Source organism: Bradyrhizobium sp. LHD-71, from assembly GCF_031157255.1.
In the GTDB taxonomy this organism is placed as follows: Bacteria; Pseudomonadota; Alphaproteobacteria; order Rhizobiales; family Xanthobacteraceae; genus P52-10.
In genome coordinates this window covers 73,073-93,489 of sequence record NZ_JAVIFX010000021.1, presented here as the reverse complement: position 1 = coordinate 93,489, position 20,417 = coordinate 73,073, and the positions used below count along the sequence as shown (strand labels likewise).

At 61.1% G+C, this 20,417-nt stretch carries 25 protein-coding genes and 2 pseudogenes; 14 read left to right on the top strand and 13 right to left on the bottom strand.

The window, feature by feature from the left end:
- Positions 1 to 2 precede the first annotated feature (2 nt).
- Complete coding sequence (locus tag RCO31_RS22500; protein WP_308970742.1) at positions 3 to 344, top strand: hypothetical protein; 342 nt, start codon at positions 3 to 5, stop codon at positions 342 to 344.
- A gap of 214 nt (positions 345 to 558) precedes the next feature.
- Complete coding sequence (locus RCO31_RS22495) at positions 559 to 1,935, top strand: glutamate-1-semialdehyde 2,1-aminomutase (protein ID WP_308970741.1); 1,377 nt, start codon at positions 559 to 561, stop codon at positions 1,933 to 1,935.
- 67 nt (positions 1,936 to 2,002) lie between these two features.
- Here RCO31_RS22495 and RCO31_RS22490 read toward each other — a convergent pair whose 3' ends face one another.
- Together RCO31_RS22490 and RCO31_RS22485 are read right to left on the bottom strand one after the other, a co-directional pair.
- On the bottom strand, positions 2,003 to 2,269 hold the full coding sequence (locus RCO31_RS22490; RefSeq protein ID WP_308970740.1) for a hypothetical protein: 267 nt from the start codon (positions 2,267 to 2,269) through the stop codon (positions 2,003 to 2,005).
- A gap of 340 nt (positions 2,270 to 2,609) precedes the next feature.
- On the bottom strand, positions 2,610 to 2,765 hold the full coding sequence (locus tag RCO31_RS22485) for a hypothetical protein (protein WP_308970739.1): 156 nt from the start codon (positions 2,763 to 2,765) through the stop codon (positions 2,610 to 2,612).
- Between the two features lie 168 nt (positions 2,766 to 2,933).
- Between RCO31_RS22485 and RCO31_RS22480 the strand changes: the two genes are divergently transcribed.
- From RCO31_RS22480 to RCO31_RS22465, 4 genes are read left to right on the top strand one after another with little or no spacing between them, the layout of a single operon-like run.
- Positions 2,934 to 4,031 carry a hypothetical protein gene (locus RCO31_RS22480; protein WP_308970738.1) on the top strand — a complete coding sequence of 366 codons (1,098 nt, stop codon included), beginning with the start codon at positions 2,934 to 2,936 and terminating at the stop codon, positions 4,029 to 4,031.
- Positions 4,032 to 4,034: 3 nt separating this feature from the next.
- Positions 4,035 to 4,382, top strand: coding sequence for a hypothetical protein (locus RCO31_RS22475; protein ID WP_308970737.1), 348 nt, complete (start codon positions 4,035 to 4,037; stop codon positions 4,380 to 4,382).
- Complete coding sequence (locus tag RCO31_RS22470) at positions 4,382 to 6,193, top strand: hypothetical protein (RefSeq protein ID WP_308970736.1); 1,812 nt, start codon at positions 4,382 to 4,384, stop codon at positions 6,191 to 6,193. The genes RCO31_RS22475 and RCO31_RS22470 overlap by 1 nt, the downstream gene beginning before the upstream one ends.
- Positions 6,194 to 6,232: 39 nt before the next feature.
- Complete coding sequence (locus RCO31_RS22465; RefSeq protein WP_308970735.1) at positions 6,233 to 7,075, top strand: sialate O-acetylesterase; 843 nt, start codon at positions 6,233 to 6,235, stop codon at positions 7,073 to 7,075.
- A gap of 229 nt (positions 7,076 to 7,304) precedes the next feature.
- Here the strand turns inward: RCO31_RS22465 and RCO31_RS22460 are convergent, their stop codons facing one another.
- Positions 7,305 to 8,216 carry a CmcI family methyltransferase gene (locus RCO31_RS22460; protein WP_308970734.1) on the bottom strand — a complete coding sequence of 304 codons (912 nt, stop codon included), beginning with the start codon at positions 8,214 to 8,216 and terminating at the stop codon, positions 7,305 to 7,307.
- A 353-nt stretch (positions 8,217 to 8,569) separates the two neighbouring features.
- The gene (locus RCO31_RS22455; RefSeq protein WP_308970733.1) at positions 8,570 to 10,594 is read right to left on the bottom strand and encodes a hypothetical protein; all 2,025 of its coding nucleotides are present in this window, start codon (positions 10,592 to 10,594) and stop codon (positions 8,570 to 8,572) included.
- Positions 10,595 to 10,707: 113 nt separating this feature from the next.
- Here RCO31_RS22455 and RCO31_RS22450 point away from each other — a divergent pair, with 113 nt between their 5' ends.
- The 6 genes from RCO31_RS22450 to RCO31_RS22425 all read left to right on the top strand — a co-directional run bounded on the left by RCO31_RS22450 (position 10,708) and on the right by RCO31_RS22425 (position 12,940).
- Positions 10,708 to 10,833, top strand: coding sequence for a hypothetical protein (locus RCO31_RS22450; protein ID WP_308970732.1), 126 nt, complete (start codon positions 10,708 to 10,710; stop codon positions 10,831 to 10,833).
- Entirely contained in the window at positions 10,830 to 11,681 is an 852-nt protein-coding gene (locus tag RCO31_RS22445; protein ID WP_308970731.1) for a glycoside hydrolase family 108 protein, read from the top strand. The genes RCO31_RS22450 and RCO31_RS22445 overlap by 4 nt, the downstream gene beginning before the upstream one ends.
- Positions 11,681 to 12,064, top strand: a complete 384-nt coding sequence (locus RCO31_RS22440) for a hypothetical protein (RefSeq protein WP_308970730.1) — start codon at positions 11,681 to 11,683, stop codon at positions 12,062 to 12,064. The genes RCO31_RS22445 and RCO31_RS22440 overlap by 1 nt, the downstream gene beginning before the upstream one ends.
- Positions 12,061 to 12,279, top strand: a complete 219-nt coding sequence (locus RCO31_RS22435; RefSeq protein ID WP_308970729.1) for a hypothetical protein — start codon at positions 12,061 to 12,063, stop codon at positions 12,277 to 12,279. The genes RCO31_RS22440 and RCO31_RS22435 overlap by 4 nt, the downstream gene beginning before the upstream one ends.
- A 3-nt stretch (positions 12,280 to 12,282) precedes the next feature.
- Entirely contained in the window at positions 12,283 to 12,477 is a 195-nt protein-coding gene (locus RCO31_RS22430) for a hypothetical protein (RefSeq protein ID WP_308970728.1), read from the top strand.
- Between the two features lie 337 nt (positions 12,478 to 12,814).
- Positions 12,815 to 12,940, top strand: coding sequence for a hypothetical protein (locus RCO31_RS22425; protein ID WP_308970727.1), 126 nt, complete (start codon positions 12,815 to 12,817; stop codon positions 12,938 to 12,940).
- A 41-nt stretch (positions 12,941 to 12,981) separates the two neighbouring features.
- On the opposite strand, the pseudogene RCO31_RS22420 reads toward RCO31_RS22425, so the two are convergent.
- Both RCO31_RS22420 and RCO31_RS22415 read right to left on the bottom strand, forming a co-directional pair.
- Positions 12,982 to 13,629: pseudogene (locus RCO31_RS22420) on the bottom strand (ABC transporter ATP-binding protein).
- Positions 13,622 to 14,040, bottom strand: a pseudogene (locus RCO31_RS22415) (ATP-binding cassette domain-containing protein); the annotation flags it as partial. The pseudogenes RCO31_RS22420 and RCO31_RS22415, both read right to left, overlap by 8 nt.
- Between RCO31_RS22415 and RCO31_RS22410 the strand changes: the two are divergent.
- Both RCO31_RS22410 and RCO31_RS22405 read left to right on the top strand, forming a co-directional pair.
- Entirely contained in the window at positions 13,963 to 14,154 is a 192-nt protein-coding gene (locus tag RCO31_RS22410) for a hypothetical protein (RefSeq protein ID WP_308970807.1), read from the top strand. The pseudogene RCO31_RS22415 and the gene RCO31_RS22410 sit on opposite strands and share 78 nt — an antisense overlap.
- Positions 14,155 to 14,547, top strand: a complete 393-nt coding sequence (locus RCO31_RS22405; RefSeq protein ID WP_308970806.1) for a MarR family transcriptional regulator — start codon at positions 14,155 to 14,157, stop codon at positions 14,545 to 14,547. It begins immediately after the preceding gene.
- A 25-nt stretch (positions 14,548 to 14,572) separates the two neighbouring features.
- On the opposite strand, the gene RCO31_RS22400 is transcribed toward RCO31_RS22405, so the two are convergent.
- The 7 genes from RCO31_RS22400 to RCO31_RS22370 all read right to left on the bottom strand — a co-directional run bounded on the left by RCO31_RS22400 (position 14,573) and on the right by RCO31_RS22370 (position 20,408).
- Complete coding sequence (locus RCO31_RS22400; protein WP_308970726.1) at positions 14,573 to 15,298, bottom strand: 3-keto-5-aminohexanoate cleavage protein; 726 nt, start codon at positions 15,296 to 15,298, stop codon at positions 14,573 to 14,575.
- Positions 15,299 to 15,436: 138 nt separating this feature from the next.
- Positions 15,437 to 16,471, bottom strand: coding sequence for a cobalamin-independent methionine synthase II family protein (locus RCO31_RS22395; protein ID WP_308970805.1), 1,035 nt, complete (start codon positions 16,469 to 16,471; stop codon positions 15,437 to 15,439).
- A gap of 39 nt (positions 16,472 to 16,510) precedes the next feature.
- Entirely contained in the window at positions 16,511 to 17,380 is an 870-nt protein-coding gene (locus RCO31_RS22390; protein ID WP_308970725.1) for a fumarylacetoacetate hydrolase family protein, read from the bottom strand.
- Positions 17,377 to 18,042: a polysaccharide deacetylase family protein gene (locus RCO31_RS22385; RefSeq protein WP_308970724.1), complete on the bottom strand. Its 666-nt coding sequence runs from the start codon at positions 18,040 to 18,042 to the stop codon at positions 17,377 to 17,379. Before RCO31_RS22385 ends, RCO31_RS22390 begins: the two co-directional genes overlap by 4 nt.
- A gap of 14 nt (positions 18,043 to 18,056) precedes the next feature.
- Entirely contained in the window at positions 18,057 to 18,860 is an 804-nt protein-coding gene (locus RCO31_RS22380; RefSeq protein ID WP_308970723.1) for an ABC transporter permease, read from the bottom strand.
- 10 nt (positions 18,861 to 18,870) lie between these two features.
- Entirely contained in the window at positions 18,871 to 19,677 is an 807-nt protein-coding gene (locus tag RCO31_RS22375) for an ABC transporter ATP-binding protein (protein ID WP_308970722.1), read from the bottom strand.
- Positions 19,656 to 20,408, bottom strand: coding sequence for an ABC transporter permease (locus RCO31_RS22370; protein WP_308970721.1), 753 nt, complete (start codon positions 20,406 to 20,408; stop codon positions 19,656 to 19,658). The genes RCO31_RS22375 and RCO31_RS22370 overlap by 22 nt, the downstream gene beginning before the upstream one ends.
- Positions 20,409 to 20,417 lie beyond the last annotated feature (9 nt).

The following is a 20,417-nucleotide window of genomic DNA, read 5'->3' as shown; positions in this document are numbered from 1 at the left end:
GAATGTCTGTCGGATCAATCACCATCCCGAGCTACAGCCAGGGCGACGACCTTGATTTTTCGCGGCTTTCGCAACTGCCGCAGGTCTGGCGTCAGGCGCAGCGTGATGCACTGACGCTGGCAAACATCGAGCGGCTCCGCGCGGCGCAGCAGCTGTCAGCTGCGATCAACGAAGATGGCCTTGCCGGGCGCCGGGGTGCCGACGGTAGATCTGTTGATCCCAGGCAGATCCGGATGCTTCAAGGCGGCGTCGCTACTCCGGTGTTCAACGCGCAAGCAGCGCGGGCCGACGCAATTCCTGCCACAGTCGGCGACCGGTTTCAGATCTGGAGCGTTGGGCCTTAACTGCGGGCGGCGCGCATTCGCCATCGTACAAGGCGTTACAAGCTCAGCGGAAATCAGCCGCGCGATGCCCGCAACCGAAGCGAAATTACCTCTCGGCTCGCGTCAGTCTGTGCGTCAGAAACGTGGCTGACTTGATGGTTGTCAAATTAGATGAGCTTTAACTGGAGAGACTGCGTTTGCGGATTGGGACGTTTTTAGTTGGAGTATTGCAAACATGTCAGTTGGCGGGCGTAAATGGAATGCCCTTGGTCGCGGCGACACGTTGATCGATCACTTCACCGCTTCGAACGAACTCCGTCCCCGGGCGCATTCAGTGATACCGGGTGGAGCGCACACCTACGCAAAGGGAGACGATCAGTATCCGGTGCTGGCGCCGGGTTTCATCACCAGAGGTTCCGGATGCCATGTCTGGGACATCGACGGGAATGCCTTCATCGAATACGGCATGGGGCTGCGTGCGGTTTCGCTCGGCCATGCGTATCCAAAGGTCGTGTCCGCTGCCGTACGGCAGATCCGGCGGGGGGCCAATTTCACCCGGCCTTCGGACCTGGAGGTTGCGTGCGCCGAGGATCTGTTGAAGGTGGTGCCAGGTGCCGACATGGTGAAATTCACCAAGGACGGATCGAGCGCGACGACCGCGGCGGTTCGCCTTGCCCGCGCCTACACCGGTCGCGATATGATCGCGTTGTGCGCGGACCATCCGTTCTTCTCCTATGACGATTGGGCGATCTGCGCCACACCGATGATGGCAGGCATCCCCGACGAAGCAAGGCGCCGGACCTTGATGTTCCGCTATAATGACCTGGCCGGGGCGGAAGCGCTGTTCTCCGCGCATCCTGGACAGATTGCCGCTTTCATCCTGGAGGCGGCCAAGGACGTGGATCCGGCGCCGGGTTATCTCGCCGGCTTGCGGGATCTGTGTCATCGGCATGGCGCGCTCTTGATCATCGACGAGATGATAACCGGCTTCCGGTGGCCACACTGCTCGGCCCAGCGCTACTACGGCGTGGAAGCTGATCTGTCGACTTTCGGAAAGTCGCTTGGGAACGGCTTCGCAGTCTCTGCCCTGGCCGGCAAGCGCGAGATCATGCGGCTTGGCGGCTTTGACCACGATCGCGAACGCGTGTTTCTGCTCTCGAGCACGCACGGCGCCGAAACCCATGCGCTCGCCGCCGCCATCGCCGTGATGGAGATCTATCGCGATGAGCCCGTGGTCGAAACGCTGCAGCGGCAGGGAGAGCGCCTGCAGGCCGGTGTAGCCTCTGTCGTCGCGGATTACGGTCTGAGCGATCATTTCAAGGTTGTGGGGCGGTCCTCCAATCTCGTATTCAGTTGCTGCGATCGTGATGGCGTGCCGTCCCAGGTTTTCCGCACGCTGTTCATGCAAGAGCTCATCCGCCGAGGCGTGATCGCGCCGTCGTTCGTGGTGAGCTATTCGCATTCGAATGATGACATCGACCAGACGGTCGATGCCGTCGACGGTGCGCTCAGGATCTACCGTCGCGCGCTGGATGAAGGTCCCGAACTCTACCTGGTAGGCCGTCCGGTTCAGCCGGTGTTTCGCAAGCGCGGCGACGCCGCCGTCGCCTAGCGGTTTACTTACGAAGTCCGCGGTTAGGGGGCCGCGCGCCCTTGCCGCAGACTTCGGAAGGCCAGCACTATCCGTCAGGCGTCGCGGGCGTCGGATTCAACAGCGCGATTGTTGTTTGATCGGCGCGAACTGACGTTTGCGACGCGCGCTGCGTTTGTTCCTTGAAGCATGCTTCGACGAGCTCAATCTCGTTCTGAATCGACCAGGCGATCTGCTGCAGGATGAAGCGCCTGTCGCCTTCAAGCGTGTCCGCGATGCCGAGAAGCGCCAGCGCAGATTCCTTCACGTTCGCGAGCGCGTTCTCGATCTCTCCGATGATTTCAGGGGCGCTCATCGTGGCTGGCGTTTTCAAGGTGTCCCCGCGTGAGGTTGCGCAATCATGGCAACGACAGCTGTTCAGTTCAGTTCGCAGCGGTCCCGCCCCATTTGGATTTTTCAATGCAGTTCGCGCGGCCGGAGCGGATCGGTCGGATATTCGTTGTTGCGCGAAGCTCCATGCAGACGATGGAGAGGGGGCGCCCGGGTGGCCGACAGCTTGTTACCTTGCAACTACCGCACAAGCTCGCTGAGCGATTTGAGGTCCGTCAATGTGTACGCGCGTGAGACGCTAGAATCCGACCAGGGCCTAATTGTCGCGGCCGGCCAGTCCTGAATGGAGGCCAAAGGTGTCGACCCTAGATCGTGCCCGCTTGCTGGATGGTTGTCGAACGATCTTCCTGCGGTTCGATAGCCCAGATCGATTCGTCGTGCTTGTCGGGCTGGAGGAGCGCGTTGTGTCGCGCGAGCAGTGGATGGCGTTGCCGACGTTCGTCGATTCGGCGACCAATCATGATCGTTTTCCGCTGGATCGTTCGCACTAACGAGTAGCGGGCATCTGGCGAACGATTCGCGCCTTCAGGTGCGGCTTTACATTCAGCTCTGAATCATCCGGCGCCCATCATGGGCGCGCTTTCTTCTATTGGAGTTTCCAACATGTTCGATCTCACGCGGGGCCACTGATGGCCGGACTCTATCCACTCTCACGCATGCAACAGTTTGACAGCAATGGCAGGCCGCTCTCCGGAGCTCGGCTGTTCCTGTTCGACGGCGGCACCTCTACGCCTCGGATCGGCTATCGCGATTCCTCGTTGGCCTCCGCGCATCCGAATCCGATCCGCGCCGATAGTACGGGTCGACTGCCGCTGATCTATCTCGACGACGGCTTCTACAGGCACCGACTGACGACGAGCACAGGTGCGCTCGTGTTCGACGACGATGGGTTGCCGGTGCTCTCCTCGACGTCGGGCGGGTCCGGCACCAGCGTCGATCCGGACGCGTTGTTCAAGACGCGCGATATCAAGATTCGCTTCGATGACAGCGCGATCGACGGATACGTTCGGCTGAACGGGCGGACGATCGGCTCGCCCTCGTCCGGCGCAACCGAGCGGGCAAACGCCGACACGCAGTCGCTATATGAGGAGCTCTGGGGTTTCGCCAACATTTCCGTTGTGGGCGGGAAGGGTGCGAACGCTGTCGCCGACTTCGCGGCCAACAAGCCGCTGGTGCTGCCGAACGTGGCGGGTCGCGGTATCTTCGGTATGGATGACCTTGGGGCCGGAGCGCAGGGACTCCTGACGCAAACAGTGCTTGGAAACGACCCTACCAGGCCGGGCGCTACCGGCGGTGCGCAGACGGCAACGATTGCGGCAGCAAATTTGCCGGTCGCATCGCCATGGAGCGCGAGTGGAACGGCGAGCGTGACGGGCGGGACGGACTTCCAGGGCATCCACTCCCACAATGTATCGGTGTCCGGCCAGACCGACATCCAGGGCAACCACCAACACATCGCCGGCGAGGCGGTACTCGGAGGTTCGGTCGGCGGAGCCGGGTTGAGAACCTACACCGGCGCTCCGGTGGCGCAGGGCATGACAGCTGTCGCAGGTGCTCACGCGCACAACTTCAGCGGAGCCGGCCTGACGGACAGCCAGGGCAACCATGGGCACAACGTTTCCGCCTCGGGCCCGGTCACCGTGACGATGGGCAGCAACAACGGTGGCGGCCAGGCCTTGAGCAGGTTACCGCCGCTGCTCACGTTCATGATCTATATCAGGCTGTAGCAAATGTATATCGGCTCGCTTCCCGTCGCTTCAAACCGCGCGACATACACCCAAGATTTTCAGCTCTACGACGACGAAGACGACGAAGGCATCAATCTTGCCGGTGCGGTGATCACACTGGATATCCGCAGGCCCGGTTGCGCATCATCGGAAATCTCCGCGACCATCGCCAACGGCCGCATCATCATGGTGGATGAGAACGAAGGTCAGTTCGAGCTAAGCATCGAAACCTCGGCGATGCGCAACCTCTGCCCGATGACCTATGAGTGCGGAATCACTGTCGCGCAGAACAACGAAACAACCCAATATTTCATCGGCACGCTGCCGGTTTTGGACGGGATCGTAAGATAATGGCAATCAAACTTCGCACTATCGTCAAACATCCCGGCCGGATCGATGGCGACAAAGGTATCTCCGTCGAGAAGGAGAATGGCATTGTTACGGTTGCGCTGGATCTCGCGTCAATTGCTGACACGGACACGATCCCGGACCAGAGCGCGACGTCGCTCGTCCTGGTCACGCCGGGCGCGACTGACGCCGACCCTGATCTGGTTCAGCGCATCACGGTCAACGACCTACTGGGAGAGTTGGCCGCGGTCACCGTGAGCAGGCAAATCATCTCCGGTCCAGGCTTGGACGGAGGAGGTGATCTATCGTCGGATCGAACGCTCTTTGTTGGTGCAGGCGATGGCATAGCAGTGTTCGCCGACAACGTTGCCCTTCATGCCGGGCACGTTCGTAACGTTGATCATACAGCTGTCGCGTTGACCGCTGGTGCCGGCCTAACTGGTGGCGGGGACATCTCGGCAACCCGATCATTGGCAGTTGGTGCCGGAACCGGCATCACAGTGAATGCAAACGATGTGGCGCTGGACGCTACGCATGTTCGGAACGTCGATCATAGCGCTATCGCTGTCACTGCGGGCGCGGGGTTGACGGGCGGCGGCACGATCGAATTTGCGCGAGCTCTGAATGTTGGCGCCGGGACTGGCATCTCTGTCAACGTCGATGACGTTGCTCTGGCGCCCATTGGGGCAAATGCGATCATGCTCAACAATTCGGGGTCATCCTCTGCGCCGGCCGGCGTGAAGATTTCTGCTCTTGCCGACCGGACGGTGTTCGGCACCGGCGACAAGCTGATGATCGAGGAATCGACGGGCGAGCTCCGCAAAATCGATTACAGCGACCTTCCAGGTTCCGGCGCAGGCGTGAGTTCACTCAACGGTCAGGTTGGTGCGTTGGCGATCTACTTCCCGCCTCAAGGGCGCTTGACCCTGACAAGTGCAACGCCGGTGATGGCCACGGACGTTGCCGCAGCAACGACTGTTTACTACACGCCCGATGTCGGGGACATGGTGCCGCTCTACAATGGCACGAACGTGGTGCCGACTGTGTTCACCGAGCTATCGCAGTCGACGACCGACGCGACAAAGAGCCCCGACGCCGTTGCGAACAATTCCAACTACGATGTCTTTGTCTGGAATGATGATGGCACTCTACGGGCGACGCGTGGTCCGGCTTGGTCGTCGGCCACGACCCGGGGAACAGGCGTCGGTACGACCGAGCTTGTTCGCGTAAAGGGCGTCTGGCTTAACGCCCAGGCCATCACCAAAGGTCCCTCCGCACAACGCGGAACGTATGTCGGTACGATTCGTTCGAATGGCAGCGCGTCAATCGATTGGATATTTGGCGGTCTCGCGGTTGGCGGTAAAGCGGGGTTTTTCGGAGTCTGGAACGCCTACAACCGGGTTACTGTCGCCACGATGGTCAGCGACAGCACCGACGTTTGGACGTACGGCGTGGATGGCGTTTGGCGTGCCGCGAACAACAGTTCGACGATCCGCGTTAGCGCGGTTCGTGGCTTCGATGTTGATGGGATCACAGCAGATTATGCCTCATCCGCGGTGGCTGGCAGCGGAGCCGCGGCTCGCGTCGGTGTAGGCTTGGATTCCACGACGGCATTCTCTGGAGCGACCGGGACCTGGGCACTCTCGACGGTCAGCGCGCCAATCCGAGGCTGTTATGCGGGTTTGATGGGCACAGGCTGGCATTTTGTGTCAGCAATCGAAACGAATGCCTCGGCGACCGCGTCAACCTTTGTGGGTGACGGTGGCGCTCCTGCTCTGGTTCAGACCGGACTTGCAGTTGTTCTGCGCCAGTAAATTCCCACCGATCTGAAAAACCTAAAAGCGATCCTATTGATGCAGAATGACGTGCTCGCTCCACCCGACCCATACGTCTTAAGCGACCGCCTGCTAACGGGCGATATCATTAAACCGTGGATCGATACGAACGGAAGATTGATCCGTAATACAGCGATCAATACGTCGGTAAGAAATCTCGTTCTGATCACTGCTGGTCAATCAAATCGCGCGAACAACGATGGGGCGCAGTACGCTCCCGCAAACAGCAGCGTCATCGACAACTTCAATATTTGCGATGGTGCGCTGTATGATTGCGCTGGTCCATTGCTGGGCGTGGACTATGCGCCAACCCTAGGACCGGGCAACATAATTCCGCGCGTCGCGGATACACTAATCACGAATGGCAAGTTTGATCGCGTCATTGTGGTGCCGATTGCAGTGGGCGCCAGCGAGGTTGCAGATTGGGGCTCCGGAGGCACCCTCTACAATCGGCCCCGCGTCGCTATGCAGCGATTGGCTGCACGAGGGATTGTCCCAGGCATGCCGAATGTCACCTTCGCATTTGAATGGGGGCAGGGCGAGAGCGATGGAGTCTACGGCACGTCGCAAGCGACGTATCAGACCCAGTTCAATCAGATGAAAGCTGTGCTACTTGGGGCGGGTTTCGTGGGGCGCATCTTTGTCGCAGTCGAGACGATGGTCGCGCATACGACCTACCCGGCTATTAAAGCTGCACAGGCGGCCTTGGTTGATGGATCAACAGTCTTCGCAAGCGGTAATCTCGATCTGCTGACAGGTGCGAATCGTCAGCCAGACGGAACACACTTCAGCACACTTGGCGCAGGTAACGCGGCCAACTTGATCTACAACGCCATTGCCGCAACCGGAACGCCGTTTTGATCACCACTCGCGAGCCTGAGAAACCTTCTCGTATGCTGGATCCCGCTTGTATTGCCATCGGCCGTTATATCAGCAACGCCACACATGCCAGTTGCTTCGGTCACAACTGCCGTTGATGTCCCGCTTCGGCAGGGGTGGGTTCCAGTGGTGCGAGTACCTTCGGTACGCGAGCATTGTAAAGTGCGCTAAGAAAATTGACGATTGGCGCAAACCAACAAATGCGTCATAGCTAGGTCCGTCGAAGGAAGCCATCAACGCTCCATGTAACGTTTCGTCCAAAGAAATCGCAAAACTCGCGGTCGATGGTGAATTCCGATCTTGATTTAAGAAACTCGTCGATTGCTCGCAATGGACCACCGTTGAACTGCGCATCCTCACCCATCGGGGTGGCGATCCCATCCTCGACAACGAGATATTCGCCGGGTCGCAGCGCTTCTGCCATATACGCGATCACAGCGGCGGACATCTCGAACTGGTGTCCCGAGTCTTCGATCGCAAGGATTGGGCGGGGAAGACGCTTAATCCACTCTAGCGGCCAAGATCGCTTAAGATCGAGAACGTCTCCTTGATGAAACGTGACGAGAGGGTCTTTGACCTTCGAGTTCGAGACAATGTCCAACGAGTAAACGTGTCCGTCGATGTTGTATGCGCGAAAGAGATCGGCAAACCAAAGAGCGCTGCCGCCCTCTAACGTTCCGAGTTCTAAGATCGTCCGTGGCTTTTCGCGCCAGATGAGCATCTGATAAAGAGCCATGTCTATGGGGCTCTTGCAACACCAGACGTCTTTGTAAGGATAACGCAGAACTCCGCTCTGCAGTGCCAAGAAGGTTGGCTTCTGAATTGCCGTGCGCGAGGATTCTTCAACCAGGGCCGTGTAAGTATAATCGCTTTTCAACGGTGACGTTGCGTCGGATGATGAGAAGTAAAGCTGCTTATACCAGTGGCAGAAACGGCCGCTACCCGCATTCTCAATGTCCGCGTGGGGCGAGTGTGCAGGGCCAATTTCGAGGCCGTTTTCAAATAGACGTACCAAAGATGCAGCAGGATTCTCCATGCTGTCACCGTCGATATCGACATCAGCGATGAAGCTGGCGCCGGCATGATGACGCACGTTTTTCAACTGAAGCAGTCTTGAAGCCATCTTTTGAGCGCTCTGGATGAGGCCAGATCCTTAGCGAAATCAACTGAGGCGGGCAATAGGCCTCGTATCGACCGAGCCATCCCAGCCGCCTTCGGGCGGCTTTTTTTATACGCGAAAGAAGAGCATCACATGACGAACGTCGCAATGAGGCTGGGTCCAGCTATAGCAATTCCACCGATTGGATCGCGGCCAATCGGCAGAGGCGGGGTGGGCCTTCGGCAGCCACAGGCTGCACCGATGCCAGTCCAGGGATCTGGCGGCAGGCACGACTTGTAGACGCCATTTAGGACTCTAAGGAGTGACATGGCTCGAAGTTCGGTCGCCGCCCTCGGCTGCGCTAGCGGGACAGCGCGCTATGGCCGTGGTGTCGCGCGCTTGACGATCGAAACCTCAGACTGTTTCTCGCCCGTGTCCAGCTCAAACTGCCAAGCTTTCAGCTCATTCCTTGTGAGCACCTCTTCCGGAACAATGAACAGATTGGTTGAAGCTGGGCCATTAAAGCGAGGTGCATAGACCAATGCGACGGGTACGCGGGCTGCGATGGCGGCAACAAATGGCCCGAGCTCTTTCTCTATACCCGTTCTTTCAACGATGGCTTCCAGCGCACTTTGATGCAGTGAAGGAACGTCACGCCGAAGTGGAGAACCATTTGGCTGCACGAGAAAGCCGGTAAGGGCTGGGCGCGATAGAACGAGGGGCGAACTAGCGTCGCGCGAATTAATGGCGATCACTCGCTCTGCTGGTCTGGACGACAGCCTGACAATGACCGGGACGATGATAAGCAACGAAGCGACTACCAATCCAGCGGCCAACGGTTGCCAAGATTCCGGCGTAGGTCTGGGGTCCGTGCGGTTTGTCGGGCTAGAGAGGCCAAGTGCTAGGATCAACGCAACGAAGGGATGGGTGACCGTGAGTACGCGCCCTCCGTCGTCGCGGAATGCGATCGCCGCGGACAATATGACGCTGGCGAGGACTGTCAGGAAGAATGTCGTTTCTAATAGTCGCTTGCGTGCGAAAACAAAGTAAATCCATCCTGGCAAAAGCGCCAATACAGTGAGTTGCACGACGATGTGCGGTGGCCAGAAAAGGGCTCCATACTGGACGATGAAAAAGCGAGGGATGTTCTCGACATAGGCGTACATCGTCTCGTAGAGCGTGCTGAGCAGAATGGTTGGCTGAGCCACGATGGCAGTAATGGCAATGTTTCGCAGCAGAGCATTTTGGGCAGCGGGATCGACCGACAGTTCGTTTAGCTCGCTCGCAAAAGTGACTTTGCATTCGAGCCAACTTGTTCCGCGCGCCAATCCGCACAACGTGTAAGAGAAATTGCCGCCGAGGTTGCCGGGCGACGTCGAGAAAAGAAGTCCCAAAGCATAGCTCATGCCCAGAACGCTTGCGAAAGCAAGCAGGCTCACTGCGAGAAACCGCACTCGCTGTCCTGGCTTACCGAAGGCAGCGACCATCCAGATCGCGACCGTCGGTATTGTAAACATGCTGCCCATGCGAGTGAGCAAGCCAAGGCAAAGAGCTGCGTAGCCGAAAGCGCAAGTTAGCTCCGAACGAAGTCGAAATGACTGCAAGAACAATGCAAGCGAGATCAATGCCCAAAAGAGGCCAAGCGACTCCGTCAACATCGTTGGAAGGAAGGGGCGTGCAAGACCGATGGCAAGCCCGGTGAAGCCTAGTGCGACCCACGGTCCGTATGATTTTGCGACAGAGCGGGCGCTGAGCACGATCGCGAATCCGAGTAATAGAGTCTGCACGACAATGGTCGTCGTGTAAGAGTTCGCGCTCAGGACAACGAGGACAGTTCGAAAGGCGGCCGCCAGCGGCCGTTGCGCTGCAATCCAATTCCATGCGCCTTCGTAGATGCTCTCGAAAGGGGCAGAGTAATAGGTGCGAGCATCTGAGTATGGAATTAGCCCTGCGATGCTCATGTAATGCATTTCGTGTGGCGAATAGCGCCCGGCCCACCCTCCTCCCGAAAGCTGGAAGAGCATCAGCAGTGAGACGAGCGGCCACGCAGCCCACGTCCAAAATGCTGTTATCCGCTCTTCAAGAACTCGATAGCGTTTGGTTGCTGGAGCTGTAGTAGACGCAAACCACGCTAAGGCGCAGCCGATGGCTGCGGATGCGAATATTGCGTGACTTGAGAAGGGGGACAGATCCCAAACTCGTCCGACAAGAGGCCAGGTACCGACGACTGTTCCAGTCGGCAACGCATCGCCCTTGAGCGCGCTCCAAATGATCGTTGCAGCATACAGGATCGCTGCGAGGCACATTATTGCGCTCGCCACCCAGAAGACGCCGAAGATCGCATTGACGGTGCAGACTGATAGGCCTGCGAGGTGACGCAGGCGAGACAAATGGTGGCGCATGCCTCCCCCATCACTGATGGAGGACGCTAGCCCAGCTGATACCGGCGAGCAATCGCCCCACCCACAGCCGCCCTCCGGGCGGCTTTTTTCATGCCCGAAAAGGAGAGCATTACATGACCGACGTCATCAACAAGGCCAAGGCGGGCTACCGCGAGGCGGTCGACTGGATTGCGGCCAATCCGCAGAAGGCGGGATGGGGCGCGGTCGCTGCGATCGTGCTGGTGCTGGTGATCCGATGACAGCCTCAGGATTTGCCCGTGCGCTGCCGCGCGTGCTTGCGCATGAGGGCGGTTACGTCAACGACGCGCTCGATCCCGGCGGTGCGACCAACAAAGGTATCACCTACCGGGTCTATGACGCCTATCGCGTCCGCAAAGGTCTGCCGGTGCGGGACGTACGCCAGATTGGCGGCGCCGAAGTCGCGGAGATCTACCGCCTGCAGTACTGGGACGCCGTGAAAGGTGACGAGTTGCCGCCTGGCCTGGACTATGTGCTGTTCGATGGCGCGGTGAACTCGGGCCCATCGCAGTCGATCAAATGGCTGCAGCGTGCGCTCGGCGACGTCGTGGTCGATGGCCAGATTGGGCAGGCGACGCTTGCCGCGGTGCTGGCCCATGGCCGTCCTGTGGACCTCATCGATGCGATCTGCGATCGCCGACTGAGCTTTCTGCGGGCTCTGAAGACCTGGCCGCGCTTCGGCAAGGGCTGGAGCGGACGCGTCGCCGGCGTGCGCAAGGTCGGCAAGTCCTGGGCGCTGGGGCTCGGTGCTGTGCCGATCGAAACGATGGCCGGCCCGACGGGCAAGGCGCCGGTGCGCGAGGCGAAGACGTTGCCGGGCAAGGGCGCGGCGGACGCGGCGACCGGAGGCGGGCTCGTCACCGGCGGTCTCGGCGGCGCGCTCAGTTCAGCGCGCGAACAGCTCGAACCGCTGGCCGGCGCGAGCACGCTCATCGCAACGGTCGTGACCATGCTCGTCGTCGCCGGCATTGTCCTGATGGCCGGCGGCATTGCCTGGCGCTGGTATGCCGCGCGCAAGGGAAGGGCGCTTGCCGATGCGCTCGATCTGCCGCAAGGAGTAGCCGCCTGATGTGGTCTGCGATCCTTTCCTTCCTTGGCGGGCCGATCGTCAATGCGGCGATCAGGGCGTACACGGCGAAGCTGCAGGCCGGCACCACGTCGGAGACGATCGCGGCGGAGCTTGCGGCGCGTGAGCTCGACGTGCAGCGGCGCGAAGCGGAGGTGTCGAGCGAATACAAGCGCGCGCTGATCGGGCGCTGGTACGAGCCGACCAACCTGTTCGGCTACATCATGGTGATCTATTTCGGCAAGATCATCGTCTGGGACAAGGTCTTGAGCCTCGGCGTCACCGACAGCATCACCGGGCATGGCGCGGAATGGGCCGGCTGGGTCATGCTATTCTACGTCGGCAAGCGCGGCTTCGAAAACGTCGCAAGGATTATCCGCAAATGACGCCGCGCTTCGATCCGACCATCAATCTCGGCCACCTCATCTCCCTCGGCGGCGTCATCGTCGTCGTCGGAGCGAGTCTCTATCTTACTGACTACCGGCTGAACGCGCTGGAGAGGAATGTGGAAAAGCTCTCGACCGTGATCATCCAGGCGGCGCGGACCGACGAGCGGCTGAAGGACCACGACCGCCGCCTCGACAACCTCGAGCGGAGGTGACCCATGCGCCGCCATCCCTCTGGTCGGCCGATCCGGCGCTCGGTCACGAAGAAACTGTCGATCGACCGTCCGCCGCGGGAGGAATACCTCACGCCGAGCCTGAACGCGAAGGACCTGCCGGACCGAATCGGTTTCCTGCATCATTTCCCGTCTGAGGACGACTGGGATGATGAGGACGACACACCTGACGAGGTTTGAGCCTCGACCAGCAAGCACGAGTCCGGAAGACGCCTGCCTCGGCGCCGCCAAAACGCCTGTTCAAGCCGATCAGGTCCGCAACGCGTCGATCGTGTGGGCCGCGAAGATGCCGACGCTCGACAGGCCGAGAAACGCAATGAGAACTTCGAACATGGTTGTTTTCCTTGGCCGCCCAACCGGAGCCAGAAGACGAAAACCGACTTGCACAGTCAAAGGCAAAACGATCGTGCTGCCGAGTTCGTTGCAAACTGATGCAAGACTGCATCAGCGGCCACCGCTTGAGCGGCGCGGCGCCGCCGGATAGCCTTGCTTGAGGCAATTCGGAGGCGCCCGTGCGGTGAAAAGGCAAGAGACGAAACCGATCCATCACTCGCCGATCTTCTGGCTCGGCGTTCTCATGTGCCTGGCGGCGGTCGGGATCTACCTGTGGTCGGACGATCTCTCGTGGTGGCCAACCGGCTGATCGAAGGGATCTTTCCCGAAACGGCACAGGCACGCGTTCCCTCAGGGCGCGAGGCACCGCAGCAGTTCCGGATCGTTGCGCACCGATTCGGGCTGCCCATGCAGCGCGACGCGGCCGCGGTCGAGCACATAGGCATAGTTCGCGACGCCGAGCGCCAGATCGAGATGCTGTTCGACGATCACGACGGCGATCGCTTTCGCCAATTCGCGCAGGCGGTCGGTGATCTCGTCGATGACGCCGATCCAGACGCCCTCGGTCGGCTCGTCCAGCAATAGCAGCTTCGGATTGCCCAGCATCGCCCGCCCGATCGCGAGCATCTTTCGTTCGCCGCCGGACAACGTCCCGGCCGGCTGATCGAGCCGTTGCGCGAGCTTTGGAAAGATCGCGAGCACCCGGTCGACTGCCGTCCCGTCGCGGTTGAACAGCGCGCCGACGGCGAGATTGTCCCGTACCGACAGCCGGCCGAACCCGGCGGCCGGCAATGTCGCGTCCGTCGAACTTCAATTCGCCCTTGGACTGCCGGATCTCGCCGACGATGGTCTTCATCAGCGTCGTCTTGCCGGCGCCGTTGCGCCCAGCACGGCGACGCCACCACGCCAGGGAACCTGGATGCTGACATCGAACAGCACCTGGCCGCGTCGGTAGCCGGCGTCGAGATGATTGATATCGAGAAAGCGATCGTCAGGCACGGCGCAGATAGATCTCCTGGACTTGCTTGCTGGCCTGAATTTCGGCGACGGTGCCGGTTTCCAGCACGCGCCCCTGATCGAGCACCGTCAGCCGATCGCAGATGTCGCGGATGAAATCGAGATCGTGCTCGACGATCACCAGCGAGCAGTGCGTCTTGATCGGTTGCAGCAGTTCGCCGGTGACCCGCCGCTCTTCCAGGCTCATGCCGCCGGTCGGCTCATCCAGCAGCGGAAGCCGCGGCTTGCCGGCGAGCGCTATCGCGATCTAAGCCATTGTTGCTGACCATGCGACAGGGTCGCGGCGGCATCCTGTGCTCGGTCCGCCAGGCGGAATTGGCCGAGCAGGGTCATGACCTGCTCGTGGAGCACCTCGCGCGTTCGCGACAGCACGAGATTGATGAGCGAGGTCTGCATATAGATGCGGCAAGCACCGCAATTCATTCGCTCAAGCTGGTCAAAACCAAGTCGCAAATCGTGGCAAAAGCGCCGAAATCCGACCGTCCGCTCAGCGACCGTCTTGCCTAGCTGCTCGCGCAAGCCAATCGGGAGATCAACCGGCAGCTCGAGGTGCGGCTACGCAAGGAAGGCATTCCGGTCGAGCAGTGGCGGATCCTGAAAATCCTTTCGGACGGCAACGGACATTCGATGGGTGAGCTTGCCGATGCCGTGCTGCTCAATCATCCGACGTTGACAAAGATGGTCGACCGTATGGTGTCGGATGCTTTGGTCTATCGGGTGCAGGACCCGAAAGACCGTCGCAAGGTCCTGATGTTTTCTTCCGACCGCGGCAAAGCGCTGACGGCGCGCCTCAACTCGCTGGCGATGAGCCAGGAGGCACACATCGTCGAAAGCTACGGCGACAAATCGACGAACGAGCTGAAGCGATTGCTGGAGCGCTTGATCGGCTCGTCGACGTAGGACGAGTTGACGCAGCATTGCGATTTCAAGTGGCGGTGGCGTTGCGAAAGATCGCGACGGCGGCGGCGACCAACGCGGCATTGTCAGACGCCGTCGATCCATCTGCGAGAAACTTGCCGTCTTCCAGACCGACCCGGGTCGACCAGCGACGCTGCCGTGCAAGTTCGACGAAGGGCCACACCGTCGCGTCGAAACCGTGCAGCAGGATCGGCCGTCGCATGCCCGCGGCGTCGAGCTTGTCTGCGATATCGTCGGCAATCCGGCGCGCCGCGTCGAGGTCCTGCTCGCTGATCTCGATCAGGACACGGAAGACTCTGTGATGAACGCCAAGCCCGATCAGACGCTCGGCATCAGCTGAGGAAGCAAGGCCTGCCTCGATGCCGATATCGCGCCGATGCAGCAGGTCGATGATGGCCGGCGCGTCCGCTTCCGAAAGGTTCACCGAGGCGTAATCCGGCCGCTCGCGCCAATCGGCGATCGCCTGGCGCGTTCGCTCCTCGTCCTTCTCGATCCAGGCGCCGGTCGAGACACCAACGAGCGTGCCGGGGCAGGTGCGGCGAACTGCAAGAACGGTTGCGTCCACGGCCGACAGGCTCTCCCGTGCATCCGGCCCACGCGGATGAATGTGCAGCTCAGCGGCGCCAGCGTCGACACAATGGGCCGCATCCGAGGCCATTGCCTCGGCGCCAAGCGGAAGGCGCGGATGGAAATCGGGTGCGCGCGCGCCGTTGAGGCAGGCCTGAACGATCATCTGGCGACGCTCCGAACGGATGGACAGCCAGCATAGCGCTCCGCCAGCGGCCCTGCAAAGTCTTCTCGATCGATCGGGCCCGCACGCTTTCAGTTACTGAGCGCAACGGAATCCGTCGCGCTCACGCTTAACGTCAGATCAGCTGATTTCGCGGCGCACCGTTGCGGCGGCAGTGCACATTGCCTTCAGTTTGCCGAAGGCAACGTCGCGAGGCATGTATTTCATGCCGCAGTCGGGGGCAGGGATCAGTCGCTCCGGCGCTACATATTTCAGCCCTTGCCGAATCCGGTCCGCGACGGTTTCGGCAGTTTCGATCTGCGGATCACCGAGATCGAGCACGCCCAGCATGATCTTCTTCGACGACAGATCCTTGAGGATGCCCAGATCGAGTCGCGGCTGTGCCGCCTCGATCGAGATCTGCTCGGCGCTGGTGTCGGCAAGCTCCGCCAGAAACGAATAGCCGGCCGGCTTGGTCGAGCCCGGCACCACGGCCGCGTAGCCAAAGCACAGATGCACGACGGTCGGCACGGTGATGCCCTGCAGCGCGCGGTTGATGGCTTTCACCGCATAGCGCTTCGCCAGTTCCGGATTGTTGCGCACCCAGGGTTCATCGAGCTGGATCACATCCGCGCCGGCCTGTTGCAGATCGAGCGCTTCGGCGTTGACGGCTTCGGCGAACGCCATCGCCAGTTCCTCGTCGTCCTCATAGAACTCGTTCCTGGCCTGCTGGCTCATGGTGAACGGGCCGGGCAGTGTGATCTTGGCCGCGTGGTCGGTGTTGCGCCGAAGAAATTCCATGTCGCGCAATTCGACCGGCCGTGTCCGCCGTATCTTGCCGACGACACGCGGGACCGGCGTTTCGTGTCCTGCCCGCGAGACGATGATCGCAGGCTTGTCGATATCGATGCCGTCGAGCGCGGTCGCGAACCGGTTCGAGTAGCTCTCCCGCCGGATCTCGCCATCAGTCACGATGTCGATGCCGGCGCGCTCCATGTCCCTGATCGCGACGATGGTCGCATCGTCCTGGGCTTCCTCGAGGTGCTCCTGCGGCAACCGCCACATCTCGTGCATCCGCGTCCGCGGGACGGATTTCGACAGCATGGCGCGGTCCACCAGCCATTCCGGCTGCGGATAGCTTCCGACTACGGTTGTCGGCAACAGATGTCTCGGCATGTTCATGATGCTCTCCTGGTGCTTGGGACGTGACGTCCGTCAGGCGGCCCGAACCGCAGCGTTTGCGACTTCATCCTTGACCGGATTGCGGAGGATCCCGATCCCGGACACCTCGACCTCCACGACATCGCCGTCTTTCATCCAGAGCGGCGGCACGCGATAGGCGCCGACTCCGCCCGTGGTGCCGGTGACGATAACGTCGCCGGGCACCAGTTCGGTGAACGTCGAGCAATAGGCGATCAGCGTCGGTACATCGAACACGAGATCGGAAATCGGTGCCGCCTGCACCTCGGCGCCGTTGAGCCGCGTGGTGATGGTCTGCTTGCTCACATCGGGCATCTCATCCGTCGTCACTATCCACGGCCCGAAGCCGCCGGTGCCCGCAAAGTTCTTGCCGGGCGTGAACTGAGAGGTGTGCCGTTGCCAGTCGCGGATGCTGCCGTCGTTATAACAGGAATATCCCGCAACATGGTTCAGTGCCGTCTCGCCTGAAATCCGCCGGCCGGCCTTGCCGATGATGACAGCCATCTCCCCTTCATAATCGAAGCGCTCGGATTCAAGCGGCCGGATCATCGGCTGTCCGCTGCCGACCTGGCTGTTGGCAAATCGCGTGAACACCATGGGATGCGCCGGCGTCGGATGACCGCTTTCGGCCAGATGCGTCGCGTAATTGACGCCGATGCAGAAGATCTTGTCGGGATCGGGGATCGTCGGCAGCAGTTCGACCGAAGACATCGCGTGATCCGGCTGCTCGCCCGTCAGCTTGCGCAGCTCACCGAGCGATCCATGCGCCAGCAGCGACTTCAACGTCGGAAAGCCTGTGAGCCGCCGTCCGGCATCGATGATGCCCTTGTCCGTGACGATGCCATAGCTCGCTGTTGCGCCGGTCTTGAAACTTGCAATCTTCATGGTGCGACATTCTCTTCGATGGTGGAAACGTAGGGTTCAATCGGAAGCTTGATCTCGCCGCTGCGGATCGGAACGCAATCCGGTGGAAATTCCTGGTGGAAGCGGGCGCCGGCGTCGCTGGCGCGATCGAGAAACGTCTCGAGATGACGCATCGCACCGGTGGGAAGGTCGTGCAACACGATCAAGGTCCAGGCCTGCGCGCGACATTGCGCCAGCGCGCGATCGACCCATTTGTCCGGATCGTCCCAGTCGTGCGGGATGGCGTTCCACAGCACGCAGCTATAGCCGCCCGCAAGCAGATGATCGACGACTGAACGCTTCAGCAGGCGGTCGTCGAGAATGCCGCCGCCGCCAAACGGCCGAAACCAGCGTTGCGGATGCGCGAGATCGCCGATCAGGTCCTGGGTGCGCGCGATTTCCTGCTCGGCGGCGCGGGGATCGCGCATCCGGCCAAGCGGTTCCGAATGAGTATAGGTGTGGTTGCCGATCCAATGACCTTCGCGCTGAGCCCGCGCGGACAGGCGGTGGCGTTCGGGATCGGCAAGCTTTTCTCCGATCACGAAGAAGGTGGTCTGGATGTCGCGCTTGCCGATGATGTCCAGCACGTAGGGCGTCACCTCCGGATCGGGGCCGTTATCGAATGACAGGGTCAGATCGAACACGGAAACATGCTCCATCAGGCCGTTGCGGGCTGGATCGTGCCGGCCTGGATTTCGTCCGCTGCGCGCTGACCCTCCCGCGTTCCCGTCTGCCAGATCGACGCCTTGCGTTCGATCCACTTGATCGCGGCGTTGAAGGCGATCGCCATGGCCAGAACCAGCAGCACGCCGGCGAACACATGCGGGCTGTCGAGGATGGTCCGGTAGCGGGAAATGAGGTAGCCGATGCCGGCCGACGAGATCAGCATTTCCGACACCACCACGCCGACGATGACGAGGGCGCCGCCGACGCGCAGCCCGGACAGCACCGTTGGGATCGCCGCCGGGATGATGACGCGGGTCAGCCGCTGGCTCAGCGTGGCGCCCATGCTGCGGGCGGCCAGAAGCAGTTGCGGGTCGATGGTCTGAATGCCGGCGGCGGTCGACAACATCGTCGGCAGGAAGCCGTAGATGGCCGCGAAGGCGATCTTGGACTCCGAGCCGATGCCGAGCCACACGGTGAATACCGGATACAGGATCACGAGCGGCACTGCGTAGAGGCTGGAGACCATCGGCATGATCAGAACGCGCGGACGCGGCAGGCTGCCGACGATGGCGCCGGCCAGAATGCCGCCGCCGCAAGCGAACAGCATGGAGACGCCGACCTCGTAGAGCGTCACCGCCAGCGCGTGACCATATTCGCCGGCGTCGTTCCAGCCGGCGGCGATGGTCGACGACAGCGACGGCAGAAACAGCTCAGGGATGACGCCAAGACGCGGCAGCAACTCCCACAGCACGACGAGGGAGACGACTATCAGGCGGCGTAGGGTGGCTGCTGACATCAAAGAATGCTCATGCCGATTTGCGGATATGACGCCAGATGCGGTCGCGCAGTGTTCCGAATGTTTCGCCACCGAGCATCTCGTAGGTGCGAGGCCGCGGCAGTGAAATCGTCAGATGATCGACAATCCGGCCCGGACGCGCCGACATCACCACCACCTCGTCGGCGAGATAGACGGCCTCGGTGAGGCTGTGGGTGACGAACACGACCGTCTTGCCGGTGGCAGCCCAGATGCGCAGCAATTCGTCGCCCATGGTCATGCGGGTCTGCTCGTCCAGCGCCGCGAACGGTTCGTCCATCAGCAGCACCGGCGGGTCCTGGACCAGCCCGCGGGCGATCGACACCCGCTGCTTCATGCCGCCAGAAAGCTCGTGCGGATGCCGCTTGCCGAAGCCTTCGAGGCCCACGAGCTTGAGCGCGTCCACCGCCTTGGCGCGGCGGTCGGACCTGGGGATACGGCGCAACGCCAGCGGAAATTCGACGTTCTCCTCGGCGGTAAGCCACGGAAACAGACTCGGCTCCTGAAAGATGACGCCGACCCGGTTCGGGTCGGGCTGAGGGATCGGCGCCTCGTTGATCAGGATCGTTCCCGACGTCTGCTGACGCAGGCCGGCCAGCATCATCAGCAGCGTGGATTTGCCGCAACCGCTCGGCCCGACCAGGACCACGAAGCGGCCGGGCTTGATGTCGAGCGAGACGTCGGACAACGCCACCACATCCTGTGTCGCGGTCTTGAAGACCTGACCCACATTGCTGATCTGGATCGCGCCGGCCCGGGAGCCCGGCTTGAACGGGGTTACGTTCGCCAATGGCTGCATCGTGTCTCCACCGATCGGATCAGTTCGTTGAATGTCATGGCGATGACCGCGACCATCACCACGCCGGCGAGAAGCTGCTTCATCTGGAAGTTCTCTCCCCAGGTGGCGATCTGATGGCCGATGCCCTCGCGGGAGGCGTACATTTCCGCGAGGATGACGCCGGTGAGATTGAAGATCATCGAAATCCGCAGCGCTTCCAGCAGCACCGGAAGCATGCTCGGCAGATAGACGCGGAACGCGGTCTGCAGCCTCGTTGCGCCGTAGGAGCGCGCGACGGTGAGGTGTTCGACCTTGACGGATTCCACTGCCGTCGTCGTCGACATGATGACGATGAAGATGGTGGAGAAGAAGCCAAATCCGACCTTCTGGGAGAAGCCGACGCCGAACACGAGAATGAACATCGGCAGAAAGATCGATTTCGGGATACTGAAGGCAAAGAACAGCAGCGGCTTTGCCACCTCGGCGAAGTAGCGGTTCTCGGCGATCGCGAATCCGATCAGCGCGCCGCAGGGAACGGCGAGGATGAAGGCTACCATCACCTCGCTCGCCGTCACGGCAAGGTCGTTGCGGATGCCGGCGCGCTGGAGGAGTTCAACCAGCGTCAGCAACGTGTCCGAAGCCGACGGCAGCAGGCGCGGATCGACGATGCCGGTCCGCGACAGGATCTCCCATATCGCGAACAGCGCCACGACGACGGCGACACGCGCTGCCTTCATGCCGAGACCAGCCACCGTGGCGGC

Coding starts and splice junctions, on each gene's coding strand:
- RCO31_RS22500 (WP_308970742.1), top strand. CDS start 3: ATGTCTGTCGGATCAATCACCATCCCGAGCTACAGCCAGGGCGACGAC.
- RCO31_RS22495 (WP_308970741.1), top strand. CDS start 559: ATGTCAGTTGGCGGGCGTAAATGGAATGCCCTTGGTCGCGGCGACACG.
- RCO31_RS22490 (WP_308970740.1), bottom strand. CDS start 2,269: ATGAGCGCCCCTGAAATCATCGGAGAGATCGAGAACGCGCTCGCGAAC.
- RCO31_RS22485 (WP_308970739.1), bottom strand. CDS start 2,765: ATGATTGGTCGCCGAATCGACGAACGTCGGCAACGCCATCCACTGCTC.
- RCO31_RS22480 (WP_308970738.1), top strand. CDS start 2,934: ATGGCCGGACTCTATCCACTCTCACGCATGCAACAGTTTGACAGCAAT.
- RCO31_RS22475 (WP_308970737.1), top strand. CDS start 4,035: ATGTATATCGGCTCGCTTCCCGTCGCTTCAAACCGCGCGACATACACC.
- RCO31_RS22470 (WP_308970736.1), top strand. CDS start 4,382: ATGGCAATCAAACTTCGCACTATCGTCAAACATCCCGGCCGGATCGAT.
- RCO31_RS22465 (WP_308970735.1), top strand. CDS start 6,233: ATGCAGAATGACGTGCTCGCTCCACCCGACCCATACGTCTTAAGCGAC.
- RCO31_RS22460 (WP_308970734.1), bottom strand. CDS start 8,216: ATGGCTTCAAGACTGCTTCAGTTGAAAAACGTGCGTCATCATGCCGGC.
- RCO31_RS22455 (WP_308970733.1), bottom strand. CDS start 10,594: ATGCGCCACCATTTGTCTCGCCTGCGTCACCTCGCAGGCCTATCAGTC.
- RCO31_RS22450 (WP_308970732.1), top strand. CDS start 10,708: ATGACCGACGTCATCAACAAGGCCAAGGCGGGCTACCGCGAGGCGGTC.
- RCO31_RS22445 (WP_308970731.1), top strand. CDS start 10,830: ATGACAGCCTCAGGATTTGCCCGTGCGCTGCCGCGCGTGCTTGCGCAT.
- RCO31_RS22440 (WP_308970730.1), top strand. CDS start 11,681: ATGTGGTCTGCGATCCTTTCCTTCCTTGGCGGGCCGATCGTCAATGCG.
- RCO31_RS22435 (WP_308970729.1), top strand. CDS start 12,061: ATGACGCCGCGCTTCGATCCGACCATCAATCTCGGCCACCTCATCTCC.
- RCO31_RS22430 (WP_308970728.1), top strand. CDS start 12,283: ATGCGCCGCCATCCCTCTGGTCGGCCGATCCGGCGCTCGGTCACGAAG.
- RCO31_RS22400 (WP_308970726.1), bottom strand. CDS start 15,298: ATGATCGTTCAGGCCTGCCTCAACGGCGCGCGCGCACCCGATTTCCAT.
- RCO31_RS22395 (WP_308970805.1), bottom strand. CDS start 16,471: ATGCCGAGACATCTGTTGCCGACAACCGTAGTCGGAAGCTATCCGCAG.
- RCO31_RS22390 (WP_308970725.1), bottom strand. CDS start 17,380: ATGAAGATTGCAAGTTTCAAGACCGGCGCAACAGCGAGCTATGGCATC.
- RCO31_RS22380 (WP_308970723.1), bottom strand. CDS start 18,860: ATGTCAGCAGCCACCCTACGCCGCCTGATAGTCGTCTCCCTCGTCGTG.
- RCO31_RS22375 (WP_308970722.1), bottom strand. CDS start 19,677: ATGCAGCCATTGGCGAACGTAACCCCGTTCAAGCCGGGCTCCCGGGCC.